Origin of the sequence: Pseudomonas sessilinigenes (genome assembly GCF_003850565.1) — a bacterium.
Classification (GTDB): domain Bacteria; phylum Pseudomonadota; class Gammaproteobacteria; order Pseudomonadales; family Pseudomonadaceae; genus Aquipseudomonas; species Aquipseudomonas sessilinigenes.
On record NZ_CP027706.1, the window covers coordinates 5717241 to 5739693 of the forward strand.

General features: G+C 65.6%; 14 protein-coding genes and 2 pseudogenes. 12 read left to right on the forward strand and 4 right to left on the reverse strand.

Features of this window, described 5'->3' with window-relative positions; genetic code table 11:
• Positions 1–213: 213 nt before the first annotated feature.
• Positions 214–1029 (forward strand): META and DUF4377 domain-containing protein, encoded by an 816-nt coding sequence (locus tag C4K39_RS26210; RefSeq protein ID WP_068588297.1) that lies wholly within the window; start codon positions 214–216, stop codon positions 1027–1029.
• A 270-nt stretch (positions 1030–1299) separates the two neighbouring features.
• Here C4K39_RS26210 and C4K39_RS31700 read toward each other — a convergent pair.
• Positions 1300–1459 (reverse strand): annotated as a pseudogene (locus tag C4K39_RS31700) (helix-turn-helix domain-containing protein); the annotation flags it as partial.
• Between the two features lie 5 nt (positions 1460–1464).
• Complete coding sequence (locus C4K39_RS26220) at positions 1465–2997, reverse strand: MFS transporter (RefSeq protein WP_124348402.1); 1533 nt, start codon at positions 2995–2997, stop codon at positions 1465–1467.
• 174 nt (positions 2998–3171) lie between these two features.
• Between C4K39_RS26220 and C4K39_RS26225 the strand changes: the two genes are divergently transcribed.
• The gene (locus tag C4K39_RS26225) at positions 3172–4071 is read left to right on the forward strand and encodes a LysR family transcriptional regulator (protein ID WP_124347789.1); all 900 of its coding nucleotides are present in this window, start codon (positions 3172–3174) and stop codon (positions 4069–4071) included.
• Here the strand turns inward: C4K39_RS26225 and C4K39_RS26230 are convergent.
• Together C4K39_RS26230 and C4K39_RS26235 are read right to left on the reverse strand one after the other, a co-directional pair.
• Positions 4064–4242 (reverse strand): annotated as a pseudogene (locus C4K39_RS26230) (DUF3363 domain-containing protein); the annotation flags it as partial. The gene C4K39_RS26225 and the pseudogene C4K39_RS26230 sit on opposite strands and share 8 nt — an antisense overlap.
• Before the next feature lie 135 nt (positions 4243–4377).
• Complete coding sequence (locus tag C4K39_RS26235) at positions 4378–9237, reverse strand: NAD-glutamate dehydrogenase (protein WP_124347790.1); 4860 nt, start codon at positions 9235–9237, stop codon at positions 4378–4380.
• Positions 9238–9756: 519 nt separating this feature from the next.
• Here C4K39_RS26235 and C4K39_RS26240 point away from each other — a divergent pair.
• The 10 genes from C4K39_RS26240 (at position 9757) to C4K39_RS26285 (ending at position 22323) form a co-directional block, all read left to right on the forward strand.
• Positions 9757–10113: a hypothetical protein gene (locus C4K39_RS26240; RefSeq protein ID WP_068588284.1), complete on the forward strand. Its 357-nt coding sequence runs from the start codon at positions 9757–9759 to the stop codon at positions 10111–10113.
• A 246-nt stretch (positions 10114–10359) separates the two neighbouring features.
• Positions 10360–11319 (forward strand): AAA family ATPase, encoded by a 960-nt coding sequence (locus C4K39_RS26245; RefSeq protein WP_068588282.1) that lies wholly within the window; start codon positions 10360–10362, stop codon positions 11317–11319.
• Positions 11320–11324: 5 nt separating this feature from the next.
• Entirely contained in the window at positions 11325–12266 is a 942-nt protein-coding gene (locus C4K39_RS26250) for a DUF58 domain-containing protein (RefSeq protein ID WP_068588279.1), read from the forward strand.
• Positions 12263–12757 (forward strand): DUF4381 domain-containing protein, encoded by a 495-nt coding sequence (locus C4K39_RS26255; protein ID WP_068588277.1) that lies wholly within the window; start codon positions 12263–12265, stop codon positions 12755–12757. The genes C4K39_RS26250 and C4K39_RS26255 overlap by 4 nt, the downstream gene beginning before the upstream one ends.
• On the forward strand, positions 12750–13826 hold the full coding sequence (locus C4K39_RS26260; RefSeq protein ID WP_068588274.1) for a vWA domain-containing protein: 1077 nt from the start codon (positions 12750–12752) through the stop codon (positions 13824–13826). The genes C4K39_RS26255 and C4K39_RS26260 overlap by 8 nt, the downstream gene beginning before the upstream one ends.
• Positions 13823–15559 (forward strand): VWA domain-containing protein, encoded by a 1737-nt coding sequence (locus C4K39_RS26265; RefSeq protein WP_068588272.1) that lies wholly within the window; start codon positions 13823–13825, stop codon positions 15557–15559. The genes C4K39_RS26260 and C4K39_RS26265 overlap by 4 nt, the downstream gene beginning before the upstream one ends.
• Positions 15556–17190, forward strand: coding sequence for a BatD family protein (locus C4K39_RS26270; protein ID WP_068588269.1), 1635 nt, complete (start codon positions 15556–15558; stop codon positions 17188–17190). Before C4K39_RS26265 ends, C4K39_RS26270 begins: the two co-directional genes overlap by 4 nt.
• 216 nt (positions 17191–17406) lie before the next feature.
• Entirely contained in the window at positions 17407–19152 is a 1746-nt protein-coding gene (gene capB, locus C4K39_RS26275; protein ID WP_068588266.1) for a caprolactamase subunit beta, read from the forward strand.
• A gap of 18 nt (positions 19153–19170) precedes the next feature.
• Entirely contained in the window at positions 19171–21261 is a 2091-nt protein-coding gene (gene capA, locus C4K39_RS26280) for a caprolactamase subunit alpha (protein ID WP_124347791.1), read from the forward strand.
• A gap of 90 nt (positions 21262–21351) precedes the next feature.
• Entirely contained in the window at positions 21352–22323 is a 972-nt protein-coding gene (locus C4K39_RS26285) for an AraC-like ligand-binding domain-containing protein (RefSeq protein WP_124347792.1), read from the forward strand.
• Positions 22324–22453: the final 130 nt, after the last annotated feature.

Sequence of the window (22453 nt, forward strand, 5' to 3'; positions counted from 1 at the left end):
CTACCGGACAAACACCCAGGTGAAACCGAATCGCCATGATGCTGTCTCATCGCTATCGGTAACGGTCGGGGTCGCCCGAACCGGCCTTCGGGCCCATCGGGTTGCGCAGTGCGCTACCCTCTTCAAGCGACCTCGTCCCCCCTGTTTACCGGCACGTGCATCCTGCCTGCGCAGCATGCCGCACCTACTCAATCAAGGCTGAAAGAGCGAACCATGAAACAGAACATTCTCCTCGTTGCCGTCTGCGCCGCCCTGCTCCAGGCCTGCACCTCGGCTAACACTTCCCATGAAGGATCGCCTTCCATGCCCGCCGCCACCTCGTCCACCGCTGCCCAGCCGGCGCTCCCGGCCTATTACTGGAACCTGGTATCGGCCACCGACGCCTCGGGCAAGCCCATCCCGGCCCTGGCCAAAGGCATCGAGCGCAAGCTGCGCCTGACCTTCGGCGACCAGAGCCTGAACATCAGCGGCGGCTGCAACGGCCAGTTCGGTGGCTACACCTACCAGAACGGCGTACTGAAGGTGCAACAGCTGGCTTCGACCCTGATGGCCTGCGACAAGAGCCTGATGGACCTGGACAGCGAGGTCGGCCGCCTGCTCAAGGGTGACCTGCGCACCAGCGTCACCGGTGATACCCCCGAGCCGATGCTGCAGCTGACCACCCAGGACGGTTCGGTGCTCAAGTTCCAGGGCGAAGAAACCCCGGAGACCCGCTACGGCAGCAAGGGTGAGATCAAGTTCCTGGAAGTGGCCGCCAAGACCGTCAAGTGCAGTCATCCGCTGATCCCCAACTACCAATGCCTGCAAGTGCGCGAGCGCCGCTATGACGACGCCGGCCTGCAACTGCCGACCCAGGACACCTGGCACCCGATGTACGACTCGATCCAGGGCTACGAGCACCACAACGGCGTACGTACCGTACTGCGGGTCAAGCAGTACGAGTGGAAGAACCCGCCGGCCGACGCCTCGTCGCAGGTCTATGTACTGGACCTGGTAGTCGAGCAGGACGCTTCGGGCAAGAGCAAGTAAGCACTGCCCTCGCCCTGCCAGTGCCTGGCGATCCTTATCGCAGCAAGCAGGATCGGCTTGCCATCGTAGAGGACCCTCGCCCAACAACAAACCAAAGCGCAGCCAAAGGGCTGCGCTTTGGCCTCCAGGCAACTGCATGTCGCCAGGTCAGCTTCTGCTGGTGAGTCTTGGCGATGGAGCTGCCCTTCCTGAATCCCCGATCCCAGCCATAAACGCCTCCCGCATAGGCAGGATCAGTGTCGCCGCATCCACGGCCTCGCCATTAGGTCTGCGCGTGATGCGTGTGAACAGCACCACGCCCAGTGCTTCTTCCCGCTCCCTAATCGCGCGTGACAACGTGCGATTGTTCGATGTGCAGCCGTCCGGCGGGACGGGCGAAGTGTTGTTCTTCAGCGACGGCCAGCAAGCAACGCAAATGTCTGAACGCCATCGCGATCAGTCATGCCGTCTTACTCTTCCCAACAGCACGAGCACCAGGATCGCCGTCGCTGCCGCAGCCCCCGCCAGGACAAGAAGCTGAAAACGGAATGCGCCTTCATATGCCTGCAACAGCAGCGACCGTCCAACCGCTGGCCAATGCGCCAGGGCATTGTGTAGGTCACTCATTGCCAACCGGTTGGATGCTTCGACCAAGTCTGCATTCGTCATTTGCCCTGATGCGCCATCCGGCACGCAAACCACCAGCCCTGAGAGAATGTTGGCGGACATCATGGCCCCCACGGCGGCAATGGCCATCCCGTCGCCGGCCAGGCGCACCGCATTGAAGATTCCCGCAGCCATGCCCGCCCGCTCCTTGGGAACAACGCTCACGGCCAAGCCATCCATCAACCCCCAGGGCAGGCCGATGCCAATGCCGATCACCAGCATCGCCAGCAAGCGCGCGCTTTGCGCACCGCCCGATAGCGTCAAGCCCAACCAGGCCAGCCCGGCTGCCGCAATGACCAGGCCAATGCCGGACAGCACGCCGACGTTGATCCAGCGCGCCAGCACGCCGGCAACGAAGGGCACCACCAGTAGCGGCGCGGACAGCGCGATCATCATCTGCCCGGCTGCCAGTGCGCTGTATCCTTCGACCCCGATGAATCGGGCTGGCAGCATGACCAGCAGCACGATGTACGCATAGGCCGGCGCAATCGCCAGCACCTGTACCCCGACGAACCGGGCATTGGCGAACAACGACAAGTCCAGCATGGGCTTGGCCTGCCGACGTTCGATAACGACAAAGGCGGCCAGCAACATGAGGGCACCCGCCAGGCACGCCAGCACCCAGGCATGGTGCCAACCTCGCTCGGGCGCAAGAATGATGCCGTAGGTCAGCACGGCCAGCCCGGCGGTGAAGCTGATGGCGCCGGGCCAATCCAGTCCTGTGGCACCGGGGTCGCGTGTCTCGCGGGCAAATGGGGCAATGAGTGCCGATGCCAGCAAGGCGACCAGCGCCGGTAGAAAGAACACCCATTGCCACCCCAGGGTGTCGATCAGCAGTCCAGCCATGAACGGGCCGAATGCCGCTCCAGCGCCGAAAGTCGTACCGATCAGGCTGAATGCGCGCGTGCGGGCATGTCCATCGAACTCTTGTGTCAGTGCAGCCATCGCCCCCGCAAAGGCTGCCGCCGCGCCCAGGCCCTGAATGAGCCGCAGGATGTCGATCCAGAACACCGACGGCATGAAGGGAATGGCCGCTGTTATCACCGCGAACAACAGCATGCCGGACAGCCAGACCCGCTTGCGCCCATAGGTGTCGGCCAGGCTGCCGGCGGCCAGTGTCGCACTGCCGTAGGTCAGGATGTAGGCATTGATGATCCAGGTTAGCTCGACCGCGCTGCCGCCCAGTGCCTGGTTGATCGAGGGAACGACCACCGCGGGGCCGGCGATGCTCAATGGAATGACGGCGGCGGTCAGGCAACCGGTGACGATCAACGCAGCTTTGCCAAATTTCGCGTCCGACTCGAACGCAGTGCTGGTACTCATCGGGTATCCCTTGAAAATAGCGAGGCCATGCATGGCGCCCGCGGATTCACGGTGGTCGCGGCAATGCCGCGGCCACCTCGTTGAATAATTGATGATAGAAAGGAACCAGTGATGGAAAAATAGTGCAAACATCACGACAAACATGACAGATCAGTCAGCAATTGGAGGGATGAAATGGATAGCCACGGCGGCATGACGATCTTTGTGCAGGTAGCCGAATCGCGCAGCTTCGCGACAGCGGGACGGCAGTTGGGTATCTCCGCATCGGCGGTCAGCAAGGGCGTGGCCCGGCTGGAGCAGAAGCTGGGCGTGCGCCTGTTTCAACGCAGTACCCGCAGCGTGAGCCTCACAGCGGAAGGCGCGCTGTTCCTCGAACGCTGTCGGCGCATTCTTGCCGAGATCGCTGCGGCCGAGCATGAGTTGGCCAGCACGACGGCGACCCCGCAAGGCCGGCTGCGGGTAAGCCTGCCTCTGGTCAGCGGGTTGATGTGGCCGGTGTTGTCGGCTTTTGCCAGCCACTATCGGCAGATCGAACTCGACCTGGATTTCAGCGACCGCTTAGTGGATGTCGTGGACGAAGGGTTCGATGCGGTGGTGCGCACTGGAGAGTTGAGCGACTCCCGACTGATGAGCAAGCGCCTGGGTATCAGCCGCTTTGTCTGCGTGGGCGCACCAGGCTATTTCGAGCAGCACGACAGGCCCCAACAGCCCGAGGACATCGCCCGGCACGCTTGCCTGCTGCATCGCGTCCCAAGCACCGGCCTGCTGGAGAAATGGCGTTTGCGACGCCGCGACGAAGACGTCGACCTACGCCCGGCACCAAGCATGACGAGCAACCACCTGGAGACGCTGCGGCACATGGCCATCCAGGGCCACGGTATCGCCTATCTGCCGGACTTCGCGGTCAAGGCAGCCCTCGATCGTGGAGAACTGGTGACGGTGTTGGACGACTGGGCCGGTTCGTCCAGTACCTTCTGGGTATTGTGGCCCTCTAATCGGCAGCTGTTGCCCAGAGTGCGGGCGTTCGTTGATTTCATGGCTGAGCATCTGTTCCCGGCGGGATCACTCAGATGATTGGAGGTCCGCGTTGCCACCCAATTTCCAGGACACGCCTGTGCCGTGTACCCCGGCGGCAAGCTGTTGGCCTAGGCGCTGCTCGATCACAGGCTTCCTTGGCAGCAGCGAAAATCCCATGCCGTCATCAAGCATGGCCCAGCGCCCGCTGGCGAGCATGATGCAGCGCCGGAGTGCTGGGCTTGTTGCGCTGCCTGGAGCGATCCTCCATGAACTTTTCGCACAGCTCCTGACCGTAGGCGCCTGAATGAAAAAAGCCCCGTATCTTGCGATACGGGGCTTTTGCGTTGCAGCGGGGTCGGTCGGTTACAGGCCCGACTGGCCGCTCATGGCCAGGTCCAGCAGTTCCCGGTTGGCCACTGCGTACATGGCGTAGTCGGTGCCGCTGGCGGCACGGATTTCCACCATCATCGCGCGCCAGCGCTCGACCATGCTCAGGTTCTGCTCAAGCCACAGGGCCACGCGGGCTTCCATGTCTTGTGGCGCATCGGCCATTTGCAGGACCGAGATGGTGATCGCCCGCTGCTGCCAGTCCACGTCGTCGCGGAAGGCTTCGCGTGCCTGGGCCTGCCAGTTGTTGGCCACCGGCAGATCGCTGATCTGCTGCAGGTACCACGGCAGGTCCAGGGCGCTACCTACGGCGAAGTAGGCCTTGGCCACATCGGCGGCGTTGTGCCCGGTGACGTCGGCAGCCTCGATGATCGGCAGCAGGGTGTACAGGTGGGTCGTACCGGCCACCATGCGTGCCAGCAACTCCGGTACACCAGCCTCGACGTAGGCGGTGTAGCGCGACTGCCAGCCTTCGCGGGTCGGACCTTCCAGCAGCTCGTCGAGCTTCAGGCCCAGGGCTGCCAGGTGCGGACCGAAGTGCGCCACGTCACGGGCGGCATCCTGCTCGTTGCGACGGCTGCGCAGGAACCAGCGGGTAGCCCGGCGACCCAGGCGCATCAGCTCGTCCATCAGCTCCAGCTGCACCTGTGCCGAGACCTGGTGATCCAGGGCCTCGATCTGGCGGAACCAGTGCGGCAGGTGGAAGATGTCGCGCACGATTACATAGGCGCCGGCCACGTTGGCCGGGCTCATGCCGGTGGACTCCTTCAAGCGCTGCACGAAGGTGATGCCCATGTGGTTGACCAGGTCGTTGGCGATCTGGGTGCTGACGATCTCGCGCTTCAGGCGGTGACGACGCATGGCTTCGGCGAACTTGCTGACCAGGGTCGGCGGGAACGCGGTTTCCATGTCGCGGGTCAGGTAGTCGTCGTCCGGCACCTGGGAGCCCAGCAGCTGCTCCTTGAGGTCGATCTTGCTGTAGGAGATCAGCACCGACAGCTCCGGACGGGTCAGGCCCTTGCCGGCGGCGACGCGCTCGTTGAGCTGCTCTTCGCTGGGCAGGAACTCGATGGCCCGGTCCAGCTTGCCACGGCCTTCCAGGTCGCCCATCAGGCGCTTGTACTCGGCGATCCGCTCGTAGGCACGACGCGCAGCCAGGGACAGGGCCTGGGTCTGTTTGTAGTTGTTGCCCAGGACCAGGCCCGCCACTTCGTCGGTCATGCTCGCCAGCAGCTGGTTGCGCTGCTTGTCGGTCATGTCGCCGGCCTGCACCACTTCGTTGAGCAGGATCTTGATGTTCACTTCGTGGTCGGAGCAGTCCACGCCACCGGCGTTGTCGATGAAGTCGGTATTGGAGCCGCCGCCGTTGAGGCCGAACTCGACGCGACCCAGTTGGGTCATGCCCAGGTTGCCGCCCTCACCCACCACCTTGCAGCGCAGTTCGTTGCCGTTGACCCGCAGGGCGTCGTTGGCCTTGTCGCCGACATCGGCGTGGCTTTCGCTGCTGGCCTTGACATAGGTACCGATGCCGCCGTTCCACAACAGGTCTACCGGCGCCTTGAGCAAGGCGTTGAGCAGCTCGGTCGGGGTCAGCTTGTCGGCCTGGATGTCGAAGCGTTCCTTCATCTGCGGCGAAATGGCGATGCTCTTCGCGCTACGGGAGAAGATGCCGCCACCCTCGGACATGATGCTGGCGTCGTAGTCGCTCCAGGCCGAACGCGGCAGGTCGAACAGGCGCTTGCGCTCGACGAAGCTGGTGGCCGGATCCGGATTCGGGTCGACGAAGATATGCAGGTGGTTGAACGCCGCCACCAGTTGCAGCTTGTCGGACATCAGCAGGCCGTTGCCGAACACGTCGCCGGCCATGTCGCCCACGCCCACCACGCTGATCGGGTCTTCCTGGACGTTGATGCCGCGCTCGCGGAAGTGACGCTGCACGCCGACCCAGGCGCCACGGGCGGTGATGCCCATCTTTTTGTGGTCGTAGCCGGCCGAACCGCCGGAAGCGAAGGCGTCGCCGAGCCAGAAGCCGTAGTCGATGGCGATGCTGTTGGCGATGTCGGAGAAAGTCGCGGTGCCCTTGTCGGCCGCCACCACCAGGTACGGATCATCGTCGTCGTGGCGAACCACGTTGGCCGGCGGCACCACGCCACCGTCCTTGAGGTTGTCGGTGATGTCCAGCAGGCCGGAGATGAAGATGCGGTAGCACGCTACGCCTTCAGCGGCGATCTCGTCACGGCTGCCGCCCAGTGGCAGGCGACGCGGCAGGAAGCCACCCTTGGCGCCCACCGGCACGATCACCGAGTTCTTCACTTGCTGGGCTTTTACCAGGCCCAGGACTTCGGTACGGAAGTCTTCCTCGCGATCCGACCAGCGCAGGCCGCCGCGAGCGACGTTGCCGAAGCGCAGGTGCACGCCCTCGACCCGTGGCGAGTAGACGAAGATCTCGAACTTCGGCACCGGCTTGGGCAGCTCGGGGATCAGCTTCGGATTGAACTTGAAGCTGAAGTACGACTTGTTCTGGCCGTTGGCATCGGGCTGGTAGAAGTTGGTGCGCAGGGTGGCCTTGATCAGGTCCAGGTAGCGCCGCAGGATGCGGTCCTCGTTGAGCACCTGGACGTCGTCCAGGGCGGTGAGGATCGCTTGCTCCAGGCGCTGCTGCTTGTCGTCCAGGTCTTCCTGGGTCAGCTTGCGGGCCAGGTAGAAGCGGGTCTTGAACAACCGGGTCAGCTCGCGGGCGATGTCGGTGTGGTTGTTCAGGGTGCTGGCGATGTAGCCCAGGTCGAAGCCCAAGCGGATCTGCTTCAGGTAGCGGGCGTAGGCACGCAGCAGCGCCACGTCGCGCCATGGCAGGCCGGCGGTCAGCACCAGGCGGTTGAAGGCATCGTTCTCGGCGTCGCCGCTGACGATGTGGACGAAGGCGTCCTGCAGCGTGTCGTTGAGCTGCTGGATATCCAGGTCCAGGCCTTCGGCGGCGGTGAAGGCGAAATCGTGGATCCAGAACTCGCGGCCATTGTTGTGGCGCAGGCGATACGGGAACTCACCCAGGACCCGCAGGCCGAGGTTTTCCAGGATCGGCAGCACGTCGGACAGCGCCAGCGGGGTATCGGCGTGGTACAGCTTGCAGTGCAGCTCGCGCTGGCCGGTCACCTGGCCCAGGGGCTGGTAGAAGCTCATCACCAGCGGGTTGCTTTCGCTCAGGCTCAGCAGGTGCTGCATGTCCACCACCGCCGAGTGGGCGGCGAAACGCTCGCGGTAGCCGGCCGGGAAACCTTTCGGGAAGTCAGCCAGGACGTTGGTGCCGTGGGCTTCGCCGAAGCTCTCGACCACCAGGCTGGCGTAGTCGTCCTGCCAGCTGCGGCAGGCCTGCACCACTTCGCGCTCCAGCAGCAGCGGATCGATGTCGATACGCTGTTTCGGGTCGACCCGCAGGATCAGTTGCACGCGGGCAAGGACCGACTCGGAGAAGAAGGTCCAGAACTCGCAGTCGGTGGCCTGCAGGCGCTCCATCAGGACCTGCTGGATCTTCTGCCGCACTTCGGTGGAGTAGATGTCGCGCGGCACGTAGGCCAGGCAGTAGCAGAAACGGCCGTACGGGTCCTTGCGCAGGAATACCCGGATCTTGTTGCGTTCCTGGATCTGCACGATGGACATCACGGTGCTGAACAGCTCGTCCACCGGCGTCTGGAACAGATCGTCACGGGGCAGCACTTCCAGGACCTGGGCCAGTTCCTTGCCCAGGTGGGCCTTGGGCTGGAAGCCGGAGCGCTGCTCGATGACCTCGACCTTGCGGCGGATGTACGGGATCACCCGCACGCTCTCGCCATACACCGAGGAGGTGTAGAGGCCCATGAAGCGGCATTCCTTGATCACCTTGCCGTCGGCATCGATCTGGCGGATCGACACGAAGTCCGGGTAGGCCGGGCGATGCACGCGGCTGGGCAGCGAAGCCTTGGCGAACGACAGCGGCGTCGGCTCGCGCAGGTAGTTCACGGCGTAGTCTTCGATGTGCAGGTCGTCGCCGGTGAGGCCGGCGCGCAGCAGCTTGGCCAGGCCCAGGAAGGAGTTCGGGTCATATTCGATATGCCCGCCTTCCTGGTCGGTGCCGACCACGAACTCCTCGTAGCCCAGGAAGGTGAAGTGGTTGTCCACCAGCCACTCCAGGAAGCTCTTGATCTCGGACTTCTCGTCGGCGGCGATGGCGAACTGGCTGTTGTCGATGCTCTGGATCAGTTCCTGGACCTTGGCCTTCATCGGCTCGAAGTCGGCCACGGCGACACGCACCTCGCCCAGCACCTGCTCCAGCTCCTTGCCCAGCACGCTCAGTTCGGCGGCGTTGGCGCAGCGGTCGATCTCCAGGTACATCAGCGACTCTTTCTGCACGCCTTCGCCCTGGGTGCCCTTGGGCAGGATCTCCAGGAGCTCGCCCTTGCTGCCGCGGCGCACGCTGAGCACGGCGGTCTGCAGGGTGTGGATGCTGTAGCCGCGACGGTTGAGCTCGGTGCGGACCGAGTCCACCAGGAAAGGCAGGTCATGGTGCAGGACTTCCACCGCGGTGTGGGTCGACTGCCAGCCATGACGTTCGTAATCGGGGTTGTAGACGCGCACTTGCGGTTGCGCGTGATCGAAGCGCTCAAGCAGGCGCCAGGCAGAGAGGGTGCAGCCCGCCAGGTCGGACATGCGACGCTGGGTGAGTTCGTCCAGGGAAATGATGCCGAAGAATTGTTCAGCGAACAGCGCCACTTGTGGCAGTGCCTGTTCACTGATGTGCTGCGCCAGTGCCGCTTGCAGTTGGTGCTGGAAGTCGGCCTTGCTGGCTGCGGTGAAGAACGCCATCTGTGGTACTCCGCTTGAGCTTGTTATTGATGGTAGCGTCGCGTGTGTCCCCTTGAGGGGCGCCGGGGCATCCTGCTCCTGAATCTCGGGCAGAGGTTGCAGGGTGCCAGGTGAATGAAGCTGGACGAGGCGTGCAGGTCACATTCACTTCTTCCCGGGATGGGCATCTGCCAAGGCGAACGGGGCCATGCCTTGGCCGGTGACCATCACAAAACAGACGCAACCCATTGCACTTGAGAACAAATTGTCCGCTGCGCAGCTTAACGAGTGCGATGCGACAGCTGCTTGCGATGCTGCGACATATTCGGTCAACGGCACGCAACCGGCTGCTCACGCCCAGAACAACACTAGCAGCCACTGGAGAAAAACCTCGGGTTTTCCCCGCTTTCACGGGACTTGCGTACCAAAAATGACCGAGGCACCGATTGCGTTCACAACCTGTCCACTGGCAGACAGATCAGCAGAAATTCCCCGGCGCTGGCAGAATTGCCTCTTTTGCCCTGCCCCAGGAATACCTCCATGCAGATGACCACCGCCCACCTGATCGCCAACCCCTGCGATGACGAAGAAGACAACATGGCCATGCTCTGCTGCCACAGCACCCAGGGCGAGATGTTCCTGATGAGCCGCTATCCGGACGAGGATGAGCTGGAAATCACCCTCGACGGCGAGCCCTCGACCCTGGACGGGGTCAAGGTGACCCTCAGCCCCACCACCCTGCTGATCGAGATCGCCGCGACCGACGCCGATGCCCTCAACGGCTCGGACCACCTGCAAATCCACCACGCCACCAGCGCCGCCGACCTGGCCGAAGTGGAGCTGACCCTCAAGAACATCCTCAAGGGCACCGGCACCTACATCAGCCAACTGTCCTGAGCCTGTGGCAGCAGGCGCCAGTTCCTAGGGTGCCGAGGGCATCGTGTAGCCACTACCGCAAGCTGCACATGCCCCCATAGCGGGCACCAGGCTCCGGTCGTGCCAGGCGCCTTGCGAAAAAGTCGGGATTTTTTCGAAATCACTCTTTCCCCGTTAGTCGGCGGGGCCTGCTATGGATTAAAGTATCGCCCCCGGCCCAGGCGTTATCACAACGTCCGGGCGCACCCTCTCCAGGAACACTCATCGATGGAACATCGTGAAGCGCTCTTAGCGCTGCGAACCTTTCTTTCAACGCAGATTCTCGGCCAGGAAAAACTCATCGAGCGCTTGCTCATCGCCCTGCTCGCCGACGGCCACATGCTGGTCGAGGGCGCTCCGGGCCTGGCCAAGACCAAGGCCATCAAGGAGTTGGCCGACGGCGTCGAAGCACAGTTCCATCGAATCCAGTTCACCCCCGACCTGTTGCCCGCCGACATCACCGGCACCGAGATCTATCGCCCGGAAACCGGCAGCTTCGTGTTCCAGCAAGGCCCGATCTTCCACAACCTGGTGCTGGCGGACGAGATCAACCGGGCCCCGGCCAAGGTCCAGTCGGCGCTGCTGGAGGCCATGGCCGAGCGCCAGGTCAGCGTCGGTCGCAGCACCTATGAACTGTCGCCGCTGTTCCTGGTGATGGCGACCCAGAACCCCATCGAGCAGGAAGGCACCTACCCGCTGCCCGAAGCCCAGCTCGACCGTTTCCTGATGCACGTCAAGATCGGTTTCCCGGATGCCGCCGTGGAGCGGCGCATCCTCCAGCAGGCCCGGGGCGAAGCGCTGAACGGCGAGACCATGCCGGAGCGACGGGTCAGCCAGCAGGCGATCTTCGCCGCCCGCAAGGAAATCCTCGGCCTGTACATGGCCGATGCGGTGGAGGAATACCTGGTGCAACTGGTCATGGCCACCCGCACCCCGGGCAAGTTCGACCCGGAACTGGCCGAGTGGATCGCCTACGGCGCCAGCCCCCGCGGCTCCATCGCCCTGGATCGCTGCGCGCGCGCCCATGCCTGGCTGGCCGGACGCGACTTCGTCAGCCCCGAGGACATCCAGGCGGTGCTGTTCGACGTGTTGCGCCATCGCATCATCCTGTCCTTCGAAGCAGAAGCGGCAGGCATCGACCAGGACCGTGTGGTACAGCGCATCCTCGACGTCGTTGCCGTCGCCTGACCTCCATGACCCACGCCAGCGCCGAACCCGGCATCCGCATCACCCTCGGTGAACTGATCGAGATGCGCCACCGCGTGCGCGAGGTGCAGCTGTTCTCCACGCCCAGCCAGCGCAGCCCGCTGGTGGGGCTGCACCATTCCAAGCTGCGCGGGCGTGGGGTGGACTTCGACCAGGTACGGGTCTACCAGGCCGGCGACGACGTGCGCACCATCGATTGGCGCGTCACCGCGCGGACCCAGGAACCCCATACCAAGTTGTTCCACGAAGAGCGCGAGCGGCCAATCTTCATCATGGTCGAGCAGAGCCGCCAGCTGTTCTTCGGCTCCGGGCTGATGTTCAAGTCGGTGCTCGCCGCCCAGGCCGCGAGCCTGATCGGCTGGGCCGCCCTGGGCCACAACGACCGGGTCGGTGGCCTGGTCTTTGGCGACGACGAGCACTACGAGATCAAGCCCCGGCGCAGCAAGCAGAGCCTGCTGCAATTGCTCAACCGCCTGGTGCGGGTCAACCAGTCGCTGCACGCCGAAGCCCAGCCCCAGCGCGACGCCCTCGGCACCGCCCTGCTGCGCGGCCGCGAAGTGCTGCGCCCTGGCAGCCTGGTGATCGTGATCTGCGACGAGCGCGCCCTGAGCGATGCCGCCGAGCAACAACTGAGCCTGCTGTCGCGTCATTGCGACCTGCTACTGATGCCGCTCTCCGATCCCTTGGACCACGCCCTGCCCGCCGCCGGCCTGATGCGCTTCGCCGAGCGCGGCGCACAGCTGGAACTCGATACCCTGAGCTATGAGCTGCGCCAGGCCTACCGTGCCCAGAGCGAAGCACGCATCGCCCGTTGGGAGCGCCTGGCGCAAAAACTGCGGGTATTGCTGATGCCCTTGAGTACCCAGAGCGAGATGGTCGAGCAACTGCGCGAGTACCTCAACCCGCAGCGTCCGGGAGCCGGCCGATGAGCAGCCTGGAGCAACTGCAACCCCTGCTGCCACCGCCGCCAGTCGGCCTGTGGCCTCCGGCGCCAGGCTGGTGGTTGCTGGCCGTATTGCTACCGGCATTGGCTTTCGCGGCCTGGCATTGGCGGCACCTGTGGCCACGCAAGAAAGCACCGACCCGGGCCGAGCAACCCCTGGACCCGGTGCGCCTGGCCGCCCTGGCGGAACTGGCGCTGCTGCCCAAGCCCTATGACGGCGCCCCGGCCGGCGCCTGGCTGCAGGCGCTCAACGCGCTGCTCAAGCGCCTGTGCCGCAACCACTACCCCAATAGCCAGAGCCATACCCTCAACGGTCGCAAGTGGCTGGCGTTCCTCGACAACCGCTGCCCGGCCGCCGGGCTGACCCGCTGGATGGTCTTGGTCGAAGGCGCCTACAAGCCCGAGTGCAAGCTCGACGACAAAGCCATCGCCGGCCTGACCCAGGCGGTGGATACCTGGATTCGCAAGCATGTTTGAGTTCGCCTGGCCATGGGTCTTCGCCCTGCTGCCCCTGCCCTGGTTGTTGCGCCTGGTATTGCCAGTGGCCGATAGCGGCGAACCGGCGCTCAAGGTCAGCTTCCTCAGCGACCTGGAAAGCCTGTCGCGCAGGCGCGCCCGGGCGCACCTGCCCACCTGGCGCCAGCAGGCCCGCTTCATCCTGCTGTGGGTCCTGCTCCTACTGGCGGCGGCACGCCCACAATGGCTGGGGGAACCGCTGCCGGTGGCCGCCAGCGGCCGCGACCTGCTGGTGGCGGTGGATGTTTCCGGCTCCATGGATTTCCCCGACATGCAGTGGCAAGACGAGGACGTCAGCCGCCTGAGCCTGGTCAAGCACCTCTTGGGAGACTTTCTCGAACATCGCGAAGGCGACCGGGTGGGCTTGATCCTGTTCGGCAGCAAGGCCTACCTGCAAGCGCCCCTGACCTTCGACCGGCATACGGTGCGGGTCTGGCTGGATGAGGCGAAGATCGGCATCGCCGGCAAGAACACCGCCATCGGCGACGCCATTGGCCTGGCCCTGAAACGCCTGCGCCTGCGCCCGGCCCAGAGCCGGGTGCTGATCCTGGTGACCGATGGCGCCAACAATGGCGGCGAGATCGCCCCCATCACCGCCGCGCGTTTGGCCGCCGAGGAAGGCGTGAAGATCTATCCGATCGGCATCGGTGCCGATCCCGAACAGAGCGCCACCCTGGGCGTACTGGGGATCAACCCCAGCCTGGACCTGGACGAACCGGCGCTCAAGGAGCTGGCCGAGGTCACCGGCGGGCGCTACTTCCGTGCCCGCGACGGCCAGGAGCTGGCGACGATCAAGGACACCCTCGACCAGTTGGAGCCGGTGGCCCAGCAACCGACCCAGGCCCGTCCGGCCCAGGCCCTGTATAGCTGGCCACTGGCGGCGGCGCTGCTGCTCAGCGTACTGCTGGTGGTGCGCGAGCGCTGGCCGCACAACCCCCTGCAACGATTCCTCACCCAGGAGCACTTTCTGCAACCCTTGCCCGACTGGCGACAACGCCTCAAGCGCCTGCGCCTGCGGAGGCGTCGATGATCAGCCTCTGGCCTCACTGGTTCCGACCCTGGTGGCTGCTGGTGCTACCGCTGCTGGCATTGCTGCTATGGAAGCTCTGGCACCGGCAGAAACGTGCCGGACGCTGGCAACTGATCCTGCCACCGGCCTTTCATGCCGCCCTGCTCAGCGGCGGCAGTGGTCGCGAAAGCAAGCTGCCATGGATCGCCCTGGGCCTGGCCTGGTTGCTGGCGGTGCTGGCCCTGATGGGCCCCAGCTGGCAGCGCGTGGAACAGACCAGCCAGAAGCCCGCCGATCCGCTGGTGGTGCTGCTGGAACTGACCCCGCAGATGCTGGCCGGCGATGTGCCGCCCAATCGCCTGGACCAGGCCCGGCACAAACTGCTGGACCTCTTGGCCCTGCGCAGCGATGCCCAGACCGCCATCGTGGTCTATGCCGGCAGCGCCCACACCCTGGTGCCGCTGTCCGACGACCTGGCGACCAGTCGCAACCTGCTGGACGCCCTCAAGCCGTCGATCATGCCCGAGGCCGGCCAGCGCGCCGACCTGGCCTTGCTCAAGGCGCTCAAGCTGCTGGACCAGGGTGCCCTGGGCCAGGGCCGGGTACTGCTGATGGCCTCCTCCCTCAGCGAACAGGAGCGCCAGGGCATCCGCCAGGCCCTGGACGGCGATGGCCCACAGTTGCTGATGCTGGGTATCGGCAGTCGCGACGGGGCCCCGGTGCCTCTGGATGATGGCAGTTACCTCAAGGATGACCTGGGGGCGATCCTGGTATCGCGCCTGGACAGCCCGAGCCTCAAGCAATTCATCGGTGAGGTCGACGGCCGTTATCGCCAGGCACGCCTGGATGACAGCGACCTGCGAGGCCTGGGCCTGCTAGGCAACCCCCAAGGCGTGCGCAACGACGGCCAGACCCTGCGCCTGGATACCTGGGCCGATCAGGGTTATTGGCTGCTGCTACCGTTGCTGCTCCTGGCCGCCTGCGCCGGTCGCCGAGGCTGGCTGTTCTGCCTGCCGCTGCTGTTGCTCGGCGCACCACAACCCAGCTACGCCTTCGACTTCAACGATCTCTGGCTGCGCCCCGACCAACAGGGCCAGCGCCTGTTGCAGCAACAGCGCCCAGCCGAAGCCGCGCGGCACTTCCAGGACCGGCAGTGGCAAGGCATGGCGTTGTACGAAGCCGGCAACTACACTGCCGCCGCCGAGCGCTTTGCCGAAGGCAACGATGCCCGCGCCCATTACAATCGCGCCAATGCCCTGGCCCGCAGCGGCGAGCTGGAGGCGGCTGTCGACGCCTACGAACAGGCGCTGGACCTGGAGCCCGACCTGCAACCGGCACAGCAGAACCTGGCCCTGGTGCAAAGCCTGCTGCAGCAACAGGCTGCCGAGCCGCCAGCGCCACAGACGGCCGACCCCGAGGCCGAGGACAGTGCCCGCTCCGAGGCCAATGGCGCGGCCACCACCCCGGTGCCCGGCAGCGAGACTCCAGTCGAGCCTCCTCCGGCGACGCCAGGTACAGGTGAAACCACGCAACCGGACCCGCAGGCCCCAGGGCACAGCGAGGTCCCCGGCAGCGAACTGGACGACGAACACACAACCACCCCGCTGCGCCCGGCGGTAGACAGCCTGGATGCTGAACACCAACAGGCACTGGAGCAGTGGCTGCGCAAGATCCCGGACGATCCGGGGGAACTGCTCAGGCGCAAGTTCTGGTACGAACAGCAAACCCATCAGGATCAGGGAAAAACTCGATGAGCCGCTGCACCGCCCTTCTGCTTGCCCTTGTGCTCTGGTGCTCACAGTCCCAGGCCGCCGGGCTGCTCGCCAGCCTGGACCGCAGCCAGGTGAACGCCGGGGAAACCGTCGAGCTGACCCTGGAGTCCAGTGATGTCACCCAGTTCGGCAAGCCGGACCTGACCCCTCTGCAGGCGCAGTTCGAAGTACGCGGTACGCGCCAGGTCAACCAGCTCAACAGCCTCGGGGACAGCCACGCCAGTACCCGCTGGATCATCACCCTGCTGCCGCTGCACACCGGCACGCTGGCCATCGAGCCACTGCAACTGGGCGAGATGCGCAGCCAGGCCCTGACCCTGCAGGTCAACGCCACCCCTGCGCAGGAGCAGCAAACGCACCTGGAGCCGGTGTTCATCGATGCCGAGCTGGACCAGCCCAAGGTCTATGTCCAGGCCCAGGCCCTGCTGACCCTGCACATCTACCATTCGGTGCCGTTGTTCGATGACAGTAACCTGAGCCCCTTGCAACTGAGCGATGCCCGGGTCGAACAGCTGGGAGAACCGCGCACCTACGAGAAGCTCATCAATGGCGTGCGCCACGGGGTGATCGAGATGCGCTATGCCATCTACCCCCAGCGCAGCGGCGTGCTCAAGATCCCATCGCTGACGTTCAGCGCCACCCTGGCGACTCCCGGCAACCCCCAGGACAACTCGCCCCAAGCCTCCAGGTCCGGCAAGCTGATCCATGTCAGCTCGGCGCCAATGGAGCTTGCGGTCATGGCCAAGCCGGCCACCTACCCTGCCGACGAGCCCTGGCTACCGGCCCGCAGCCTGAGCCTGAGCGAGAGCTGGAGCCCCGAGCCCGAGCAACCCCAGGTCGGCGACTCCCTGACCCGCAGCCTGACCCTGCGCGCCGAGGGCTTATCCAGCGCCCAGTTGCCGCCGCTACCGACCACCGAGGTCAGTGGCCTGCGCAGCTACCCGGATCAGCCGCAACTGAGCAACCAGCCGGTCGAGCAAGGTGTGCTGGGCATCCGCGAAGAGCGCCAGGCCCTGGTGCCGAGCCGGACCGGCAACATCGAGCTGCCGGCCATGGAAGTCACCTGGTGGAACACCCAGCAAGACCGCCTGGAACACGCCAGCCTGCCGGCACGAACCCTGCAGGTGGCAAGCAACCCGAACCTGATGGTGGACACTCCGGCCAGCACCCCACAGGCCAGCAACACCGCCGAAGGCCTGTGGCTCTGGCAACTCAGTACGCTGCTGCTGGCCTGTACCACCCTGCTGGGCTTCGGCCTGTGGTGGCGCGCCCGCTCGCAACCGGCGGTAGCACGGGTGGCCCAGAGCGGCCCTAGCCCGCGCTCGCTGCTGGACGACCTCAAGCGTGCCTGCCAGGCCAACGATCCCCAAGCCACGCGCCAGGCCCTGGATGCCTGGGCCCGCCAGCAACCCGAGACCCTGGCCGAAATGGCTGCGCGTTTTGTCCTGCTCTCCGACGCCCTGGACGGACTCAACGGCGCCCTCTACAGCGAAAGCGGCCAGTACTGGCAAGGCGAGGAGCTGTGGCGAGCGGTCGGCACCCTCCCCGTAGCCGAGCGGACCCAGGCCCCGCAAGCCGACACCACGAGCCTGCCACCGCTCTACCCCAAGTAACCCGCCCCCAGGAGCCGGCCTGCCCGCGAAGGTGATCTCGCGGGCCTCTTCGCGGGCAGCGCCCCTCCTGCATTCAGCGATGGCGGCCGTGCACCAGAACGCAAAAAGCCCTGCACCCGGCGACAAGCCAGGGGCGCATGCCTGCGCGTAACTTAAGGCCGTGGGCGCAACAGCCGTCGCGCACCACCTCGAGAACAACAAGAACTCAGGTGAGCCATGAGCACAGTAGATCCGATCACCCTCGCCGTGGTGCGAGGGGCGCTGGAGACCGCCCAGCGTGAAATGACCCTGACCCTGGAGAAAACCGGCCGTTCCAGCGTCTTCAACCTGGCCCACGACTACTCCAATGCGTTGTTCGACCACCTCCCGGAAATGGTCCTCCAGGGCCAGGACATCCCGATCCACCTCGGCTCGCTGATCCCGGCCATGAAATGCGTGGCCGGGTTCTTCGGCGACGACATCCACGAAGGGGACGTGATCTACCACAACGACCCGGCCTACCAGGGCAGCCATATCCTCGACTGCTGCATGTACAAACCGGTGTTCTACCAGGGCGAACTGGTGTTCTGGACCGTGTGCAAGGGCCACCTCACCGACATCGGCGGCCCGGTGCCCGCCGGCTACAACCCGGACGCCAGGGAAATCTACGCCGAGGGCCTGCGGATTCCTCCGGTCAAGCTCTGGTCCCGGGGCCAGCGCCGCGAGGATGTGATCAACCTGCTGCTGACCAACATGCGCGCCCGGGTCTACCAGGAAGGCGACCTGAATGCCCAGTACGGCGCCTGCAGCGTCGGCGAGCGGCACCTGCTGCAACTCCTGGAGCGCTACGGCGTGGAGCAGGTGCGCGCCTGCATTGGCGAGCTCAAGGACATGGCCGACCGGCACATGCGCGCGCTGCTGCGCGAGGTGCCGGATGGCCTCTACCATGGCAGCGCGGTGCTGGAGGACTCGGGCCACGGCTTGGGCCAGCTGACCATCACCGCCCAGGTGCAGATCAGCGGCGATCAGGCCCGGGTGCGCATCGACAGCCCGCCCCAGGTGCCCTACTTCATCAACTCCTACGCCGGCAACTCGGTGTCCGGGGTGTACCTTGGGCTGATGATGTTCGCCCAGGTGCCGCCGCCCTATAACGAGGGCCTGTATCGCTGCATCAGCGTCGACCTGGGGGAGCCAGGAACCCTGTGCAACGCCAGCGAACCCGCGCCCCACGTCAACAGCACCACCACCCCCATGGAAACCCTCGCCGACGCGGTGCGCCAAGCCCTGGAACAGGCCGCGCCGGAACGGGTCACCGCGTCCTGGGGCCATGCCAGCGGAATCAACATCGCCGGCCACGACCCGCGCAACGACAACGCCGAATACGTGACCATGGTCCTGGCCTCGATCATCTCCGGGGCCGGGGCCAACCAGGCCATGGACGGCTGGCCGGCCTGCGGCCCGCTGTGCTGCTTCGGCGCGCTGATGTCCGGCGACATCGAACTGCTGGAATACGCCTACCCGATCCTCATCCACCGCTACAGCCTGATCACCGACAGCGGCGGCGCCGGGCAGTTTCGCGGCGGCTCGGGCACCTGCATCGAGATCGAACCCTTGCAGCACCCCATGACCGTGGTGGGTTTCGGCGAAGGCCGGCAACTGCCCACCGCCGGGGCCGCCGGGGCGCGCAACGGCTTGCTGGCGCCCAAGCTCGGACGCCTGACCCATCGCCGCGCCGACGGCCAGGAACAGGCCTACCAGCACAACGCCCAGTTGATCGCGCAACCGGGGGAGCGGGTGATCAACCTCAATCCCGGCGGTGGCGGCTATGGCGACCCCTTCCTGCGACCCCTGGAGCGAGTGGCCGAAGACCTGCGCAACGGCCTGATCTCCCTCGAAGGCGCGCGCCTGGACTACGGCGTGGTGTTCGACACCGAGCAGCGCCTGGACCACGACGCCACCCGCGCCCTGCGCGCCCGCCCCTGACCCCACGGAGCATCTCCCATGAGCAAGCAACACTATCGCCTGGGCATCGACGCCGGCGGCACCTTTACCGACTTCATCCTCGCCGACCAGCTCGGCAATGTGCAGCTGTTCAAGGCCCCCTCGACCCCGCAGGACGGCACCCTGGCCATTCGCAACGGCCTGGCGCAGATGGCCGACGCCCTCGGGCGCAGCCCGGCACAGATCATCGGCGACTGCGACCTGTGCATCAACGGTACTACCGTGGCCCTCAACGCCCTGATCGAAAAGACCGGGGTCAAGGTCGGCCTACTGTGCACCGACGGCCACGAAGACAGCCTGGAGATCCGCCTGGGGCACAAGGAAGACGGCCACCGCTACGACGCCAGCTACCCCCAGGCGCACATGCTGGTGCCACGCCATCTGCGCCGGCCCATCGGCGGGCGCATGCGCAGCGACGGCCAGGAGCACGCCCCCCTGGACGAGGCGGCGATCCTGCGGGCCATCGAGTACTTTCGCGAGCAGGAGGTCCAGGCGGTGGCCATCTCCTTTGTCTGGTCGGTACGCAACCCGGCTCACGAGCAGCGCGCCGCACAACTGGTACGCGCAGCCCTGCCCGGGGTCTTCGTCTGTACCGGCAATGAAGTGTTCCCGCAGATCCGCGAATACACCCGCACCTCCAGCACCGTGGTCAACGCCTACCTGAGCCCGGTGATGCAACGCTACGTGGAACGCATCGACAACCTGTTCGAAGAACTGGGGGCCCAGCAACCGACCCGCTACTTCCAGTCCAACGGCGGCCTGGCCCCCGGCGCGATCATGAGCACCCGGGCGGTCAATGCGATCAATTCCGGCCCGGCCTCGGCACCCCAGGCCGGGCTGTGCGTGGCCCGGCCGTTCGGCATCGACAACGTGATCACCGTGGACATGGGCGGCACCTCCTTCGACATCACCCTGAGCCAGGGCGGGCGCACCAACTTCAGCAAGGACAGCGACTTTTTGCGCTATCGCATCGGCGTGCCGATGATCCAGGTGGAGACCCTGGGTGCCGGCGGCGGCTCCATCGCCCACCTGGACCCCTTCGGCATGCTCCAGGTCGGCCCGCGCAGCGCCGGGGCCAACCCCGGGCCGGTGTGCTACGGCAAGGGCGGCAGCGAGCCGACGGTGACCGATGCCAACCTGGCGCTGGGCTACCTGGCGGACGGCGCCTTGCTCGGCGGCAGCATCCGCCTGTCACGCCAGGCAGCGCTGGAGGCCATCGGCAGCCGGATCGCCGAGCCCCTGGGCATCAGCGTCGAGCGCGCGGCACTGGGAATCATCACCCTGGTCAACCTGAACATGGTCAGCGGTATCCGCCGGGTCTCGGTGGAACGCGGCTACGACCCACGCCAGTTTGCCCTGATCGGCGCCGGCGGCGCGGCGGGCATGCACGTGATCCGCCTGGCCGAGGAAATCGGCAGCCAGGTGGTGCTGATTCCCAAGGTGGCCTCAGGGCTATGTGCCTTCGGGCAGATCCTCTCGGACATCCGCTACGACCAGTTGACCACCCTGCCCATGCGCCTGGACGACCAGCACGTGGACCTGGCGCTACTCAACCGGACCCTGGCCCGGCTGCGCGAACAGGGCCTGGAGAACCTGCGTCAGGACGGCTTCAGCAGCGGCAACCGGATCGACACCCAGTACCACCTGGAAATCCGCTACCTGGGGCAGATCCACGAATGCAGCGTTGAACTGGCCAGCAGCGAGCTGGACCCGGCCGGCCTCGCGGCCCTGCGCGAGGCCTTCCACAGGCGGCACGAGGCGCTGTTCTCCTACAGCGAGCCGCAGAGCCCGATCGAACTGGTCAACCTTGAATGCTCGGTGATCGCCCGACTGCAACACCCACCGATGCCAGAACTGCCGATCCCCGAGCGACAGGTGCCGGCAACGCCCCGAGAACAGCGCTCGATGCTGTTCGACGAGGCTGGCGGCTGGCAACCGACACCGGTCTACCAGGGCGAGCAGTTGCAGGCCGGACAGACCCTCAAGGGTCCCTGCGTGATCGAGGAAGCCACCACCAACATCGTGGTGCCGCCGGGCTGGCAGGCGACGCTCGCGCCCTCGGCCTGCTACCGGCTGACGCCTGCCGATTGACCGACCCGCGCTTTTACCCAAATATCACCGGCACCGTGGCTGACCACCCGGTGCTGTCCTGACTAAAAACACAAAAAAGCAGGAGTGATGATGGTTCAGCAACTTTCCACCCGTTACTGGCCCGAACACCAATGCCAGCCCCGCTGGGCCGAAGCCATTGGCAACGCCTACTTTCCCCTGTCTCTTGAATTCAGCAGCGACGGCCCCTTCCAGGGCAACCTGCGGATCTGGGAAACCCCCAGCAGCGCCGTCGCCCTGTCGCGCCTGCGCTCCAGCCGCCTGGGCTATTCCCGAAGCAAGGCGCAGGTCAGCAACGACACCCAGGCCTGCTACCTGGTGACCATTCCCCGGCGCCACGAAGTGCTGTTCGAACAGGACGGCCGCGAACTGCATTGCCGCCCCGGCAGCTTCATCTTCGAACGGGGCGATGCGCCCTACCGCTTCGGCTACGCCAGCGACAACGACCTGTGGGTGTTCAAGCTGCCGGAACAGGCCCTGCACGGCCAGTTGCGCGGCGCCGAGCGCTACACCCGTTTCTGTTTCGATGCCCGGCGCGGCCTGGGGCGGATCTTCGCCGACCAGTTGGCCATGTGCGCCGCGCGCTTCGACGAATGCGCCCCGGCGGCGCGGCATATGCTGCTGGAACAGGCCCTGGCGACCCTGTTGCTGACCCTGCGCCAGGACGAACGGGTGCTCAGCAGCGAAAGCTCCAGCCTGGCTGCCCTGCACCTGCAACGCATCGAAAGCTACGTGGACCAGCACCTGGGCTCGGCAGAGCTCAACCCCAGGCAGATCGCCAGCGCCTGCGGCATTTCCCTGCGCTACCTGCACAAGCTGTTTGCCGACAGCCCCTTCAGCCTGGGCGAATGGATCCGCCAACAGCGCCTTTACGCGGTGCACCGCCAACTGCGCGACGCCCATTGCCGCCTGTCGATCGGCGAGCTGGCCGCGCGCTGGGGGTTTGCCGACCAGGCCCAGTTCGCCCGGCACTTTCGCCAGCAGTTCGGGTGCACCGCCAGCGAAGCGCGCGCCGCCCAGAGCACCGCCGCACCCCGCCACTGAACGCCGCCCCACACACAGAGGCGCCGGGGAATTTGCCACGGCGCCGGGCATGAACACGCATTTGCCAGTAAACTCCCTGCCCTTTCGCCGCGATCATTTGCCGTGCGGCCAAGCCTTTTGCATGCGGAGC

Bases quoted from the DNA above. Each gene is read 5' to 3' on its own strand.
- C4K39_RS26210 (WP_068588297.1), top strand. From the start codon at position 214: ATGAAACAGAACATTCTCCTCGTTGCCGTCTGCGCCGCCCTGCTCCAG.
- C4K39_RS26220 (WP_124348402.1), bottom strand. From the start codon at position 2,997: ATGAGTACCAGCACTGCGTTCGAGTCGGACGCGAAATTTGGCAAAGCT.
- C4K39_RS26225 (WP_124347789.1), top strand. From the start codon at position 3,172: ATGGATAGCCACGGCGGCATGACGATCTTTGTGCAGGTAGCCGAATCG.
- C4K39_RS26235 (WP_124347790.1), bottom strand. From the start codon at position 9,237: ATGGCGTTCTTCACCGCAGCCAGCAAGGCCGACTTCCAGCACCAACTG.
- C4K39_RS26240 (WP_068588284.1), top strand. From the start codon at position 9,757: ATGCAGATGACCACCGCCCACCTGATCGCCAACCCCTGCGATGACGAA.
- C4K39_RS26245 (WP_068588282.1), top strand. From the start codon at position 10,360: ATGGAACATCGTGAAGCGCTCTTAGCGCTGCGAACCTTTCTTTCAACG.
- C4K39_RS26250 (WP_068588279.1), top strand. From the start codon at position 11,325: ATGACCCACGCCAGCGCCGAACCCGGCATCCGCATCACCCTCGGTGAA.
- C4K39_RS26255 (WP_068588277.1), top strand. From the start codon at position 12,263: ATGAGCAGCCTGGAGCAACTGCAACCCCTGCTGCCACCGCCGCCAGTC.
- C4K39_RS26260 (WP_068588274.1), top strand. From the start codon at position 12,750: ATGTTTGAGTTCGCCTGGCCATGGGTCTTCGCCCTGCTGCCCCTGCCC.
- C4K39_RS26265 (WP_068588272.1), top strand. From the start codon at position 13,823: ATGATCAGCCTCTGGCCTCACTGGTTCCGACCCTGGTGGCTGCTGGTG.
- C4K39_RS26270 (WP_068588269.1), top strand. From the start codon at position 15,556: ATGAGCCGCTGCACCGCCCTTCTGCTTGCCCTTGTGCTCTGGTGCTCA.
- capB (WP_068588266.1), top strand. From the start codon at position 17,407: ATGAGCACAGTAGATCCGATCACCCTCGCCGTGGTGCGAGGGGCGCTG.
- capA (WP_124347791.1), top strand. From the start codon at position 19,171: ATGAGCAAGCAACACTATCGCCTGGGCATCGACGCCGGCGGCACCTTT.
- C4K39_RS26285 (WP_124347792.1), top strand. From the start codon at position 21,352: ATGGTTCAGCAACTTTCCACCCGTTACTGGCCCGAACACCAATGCCAG.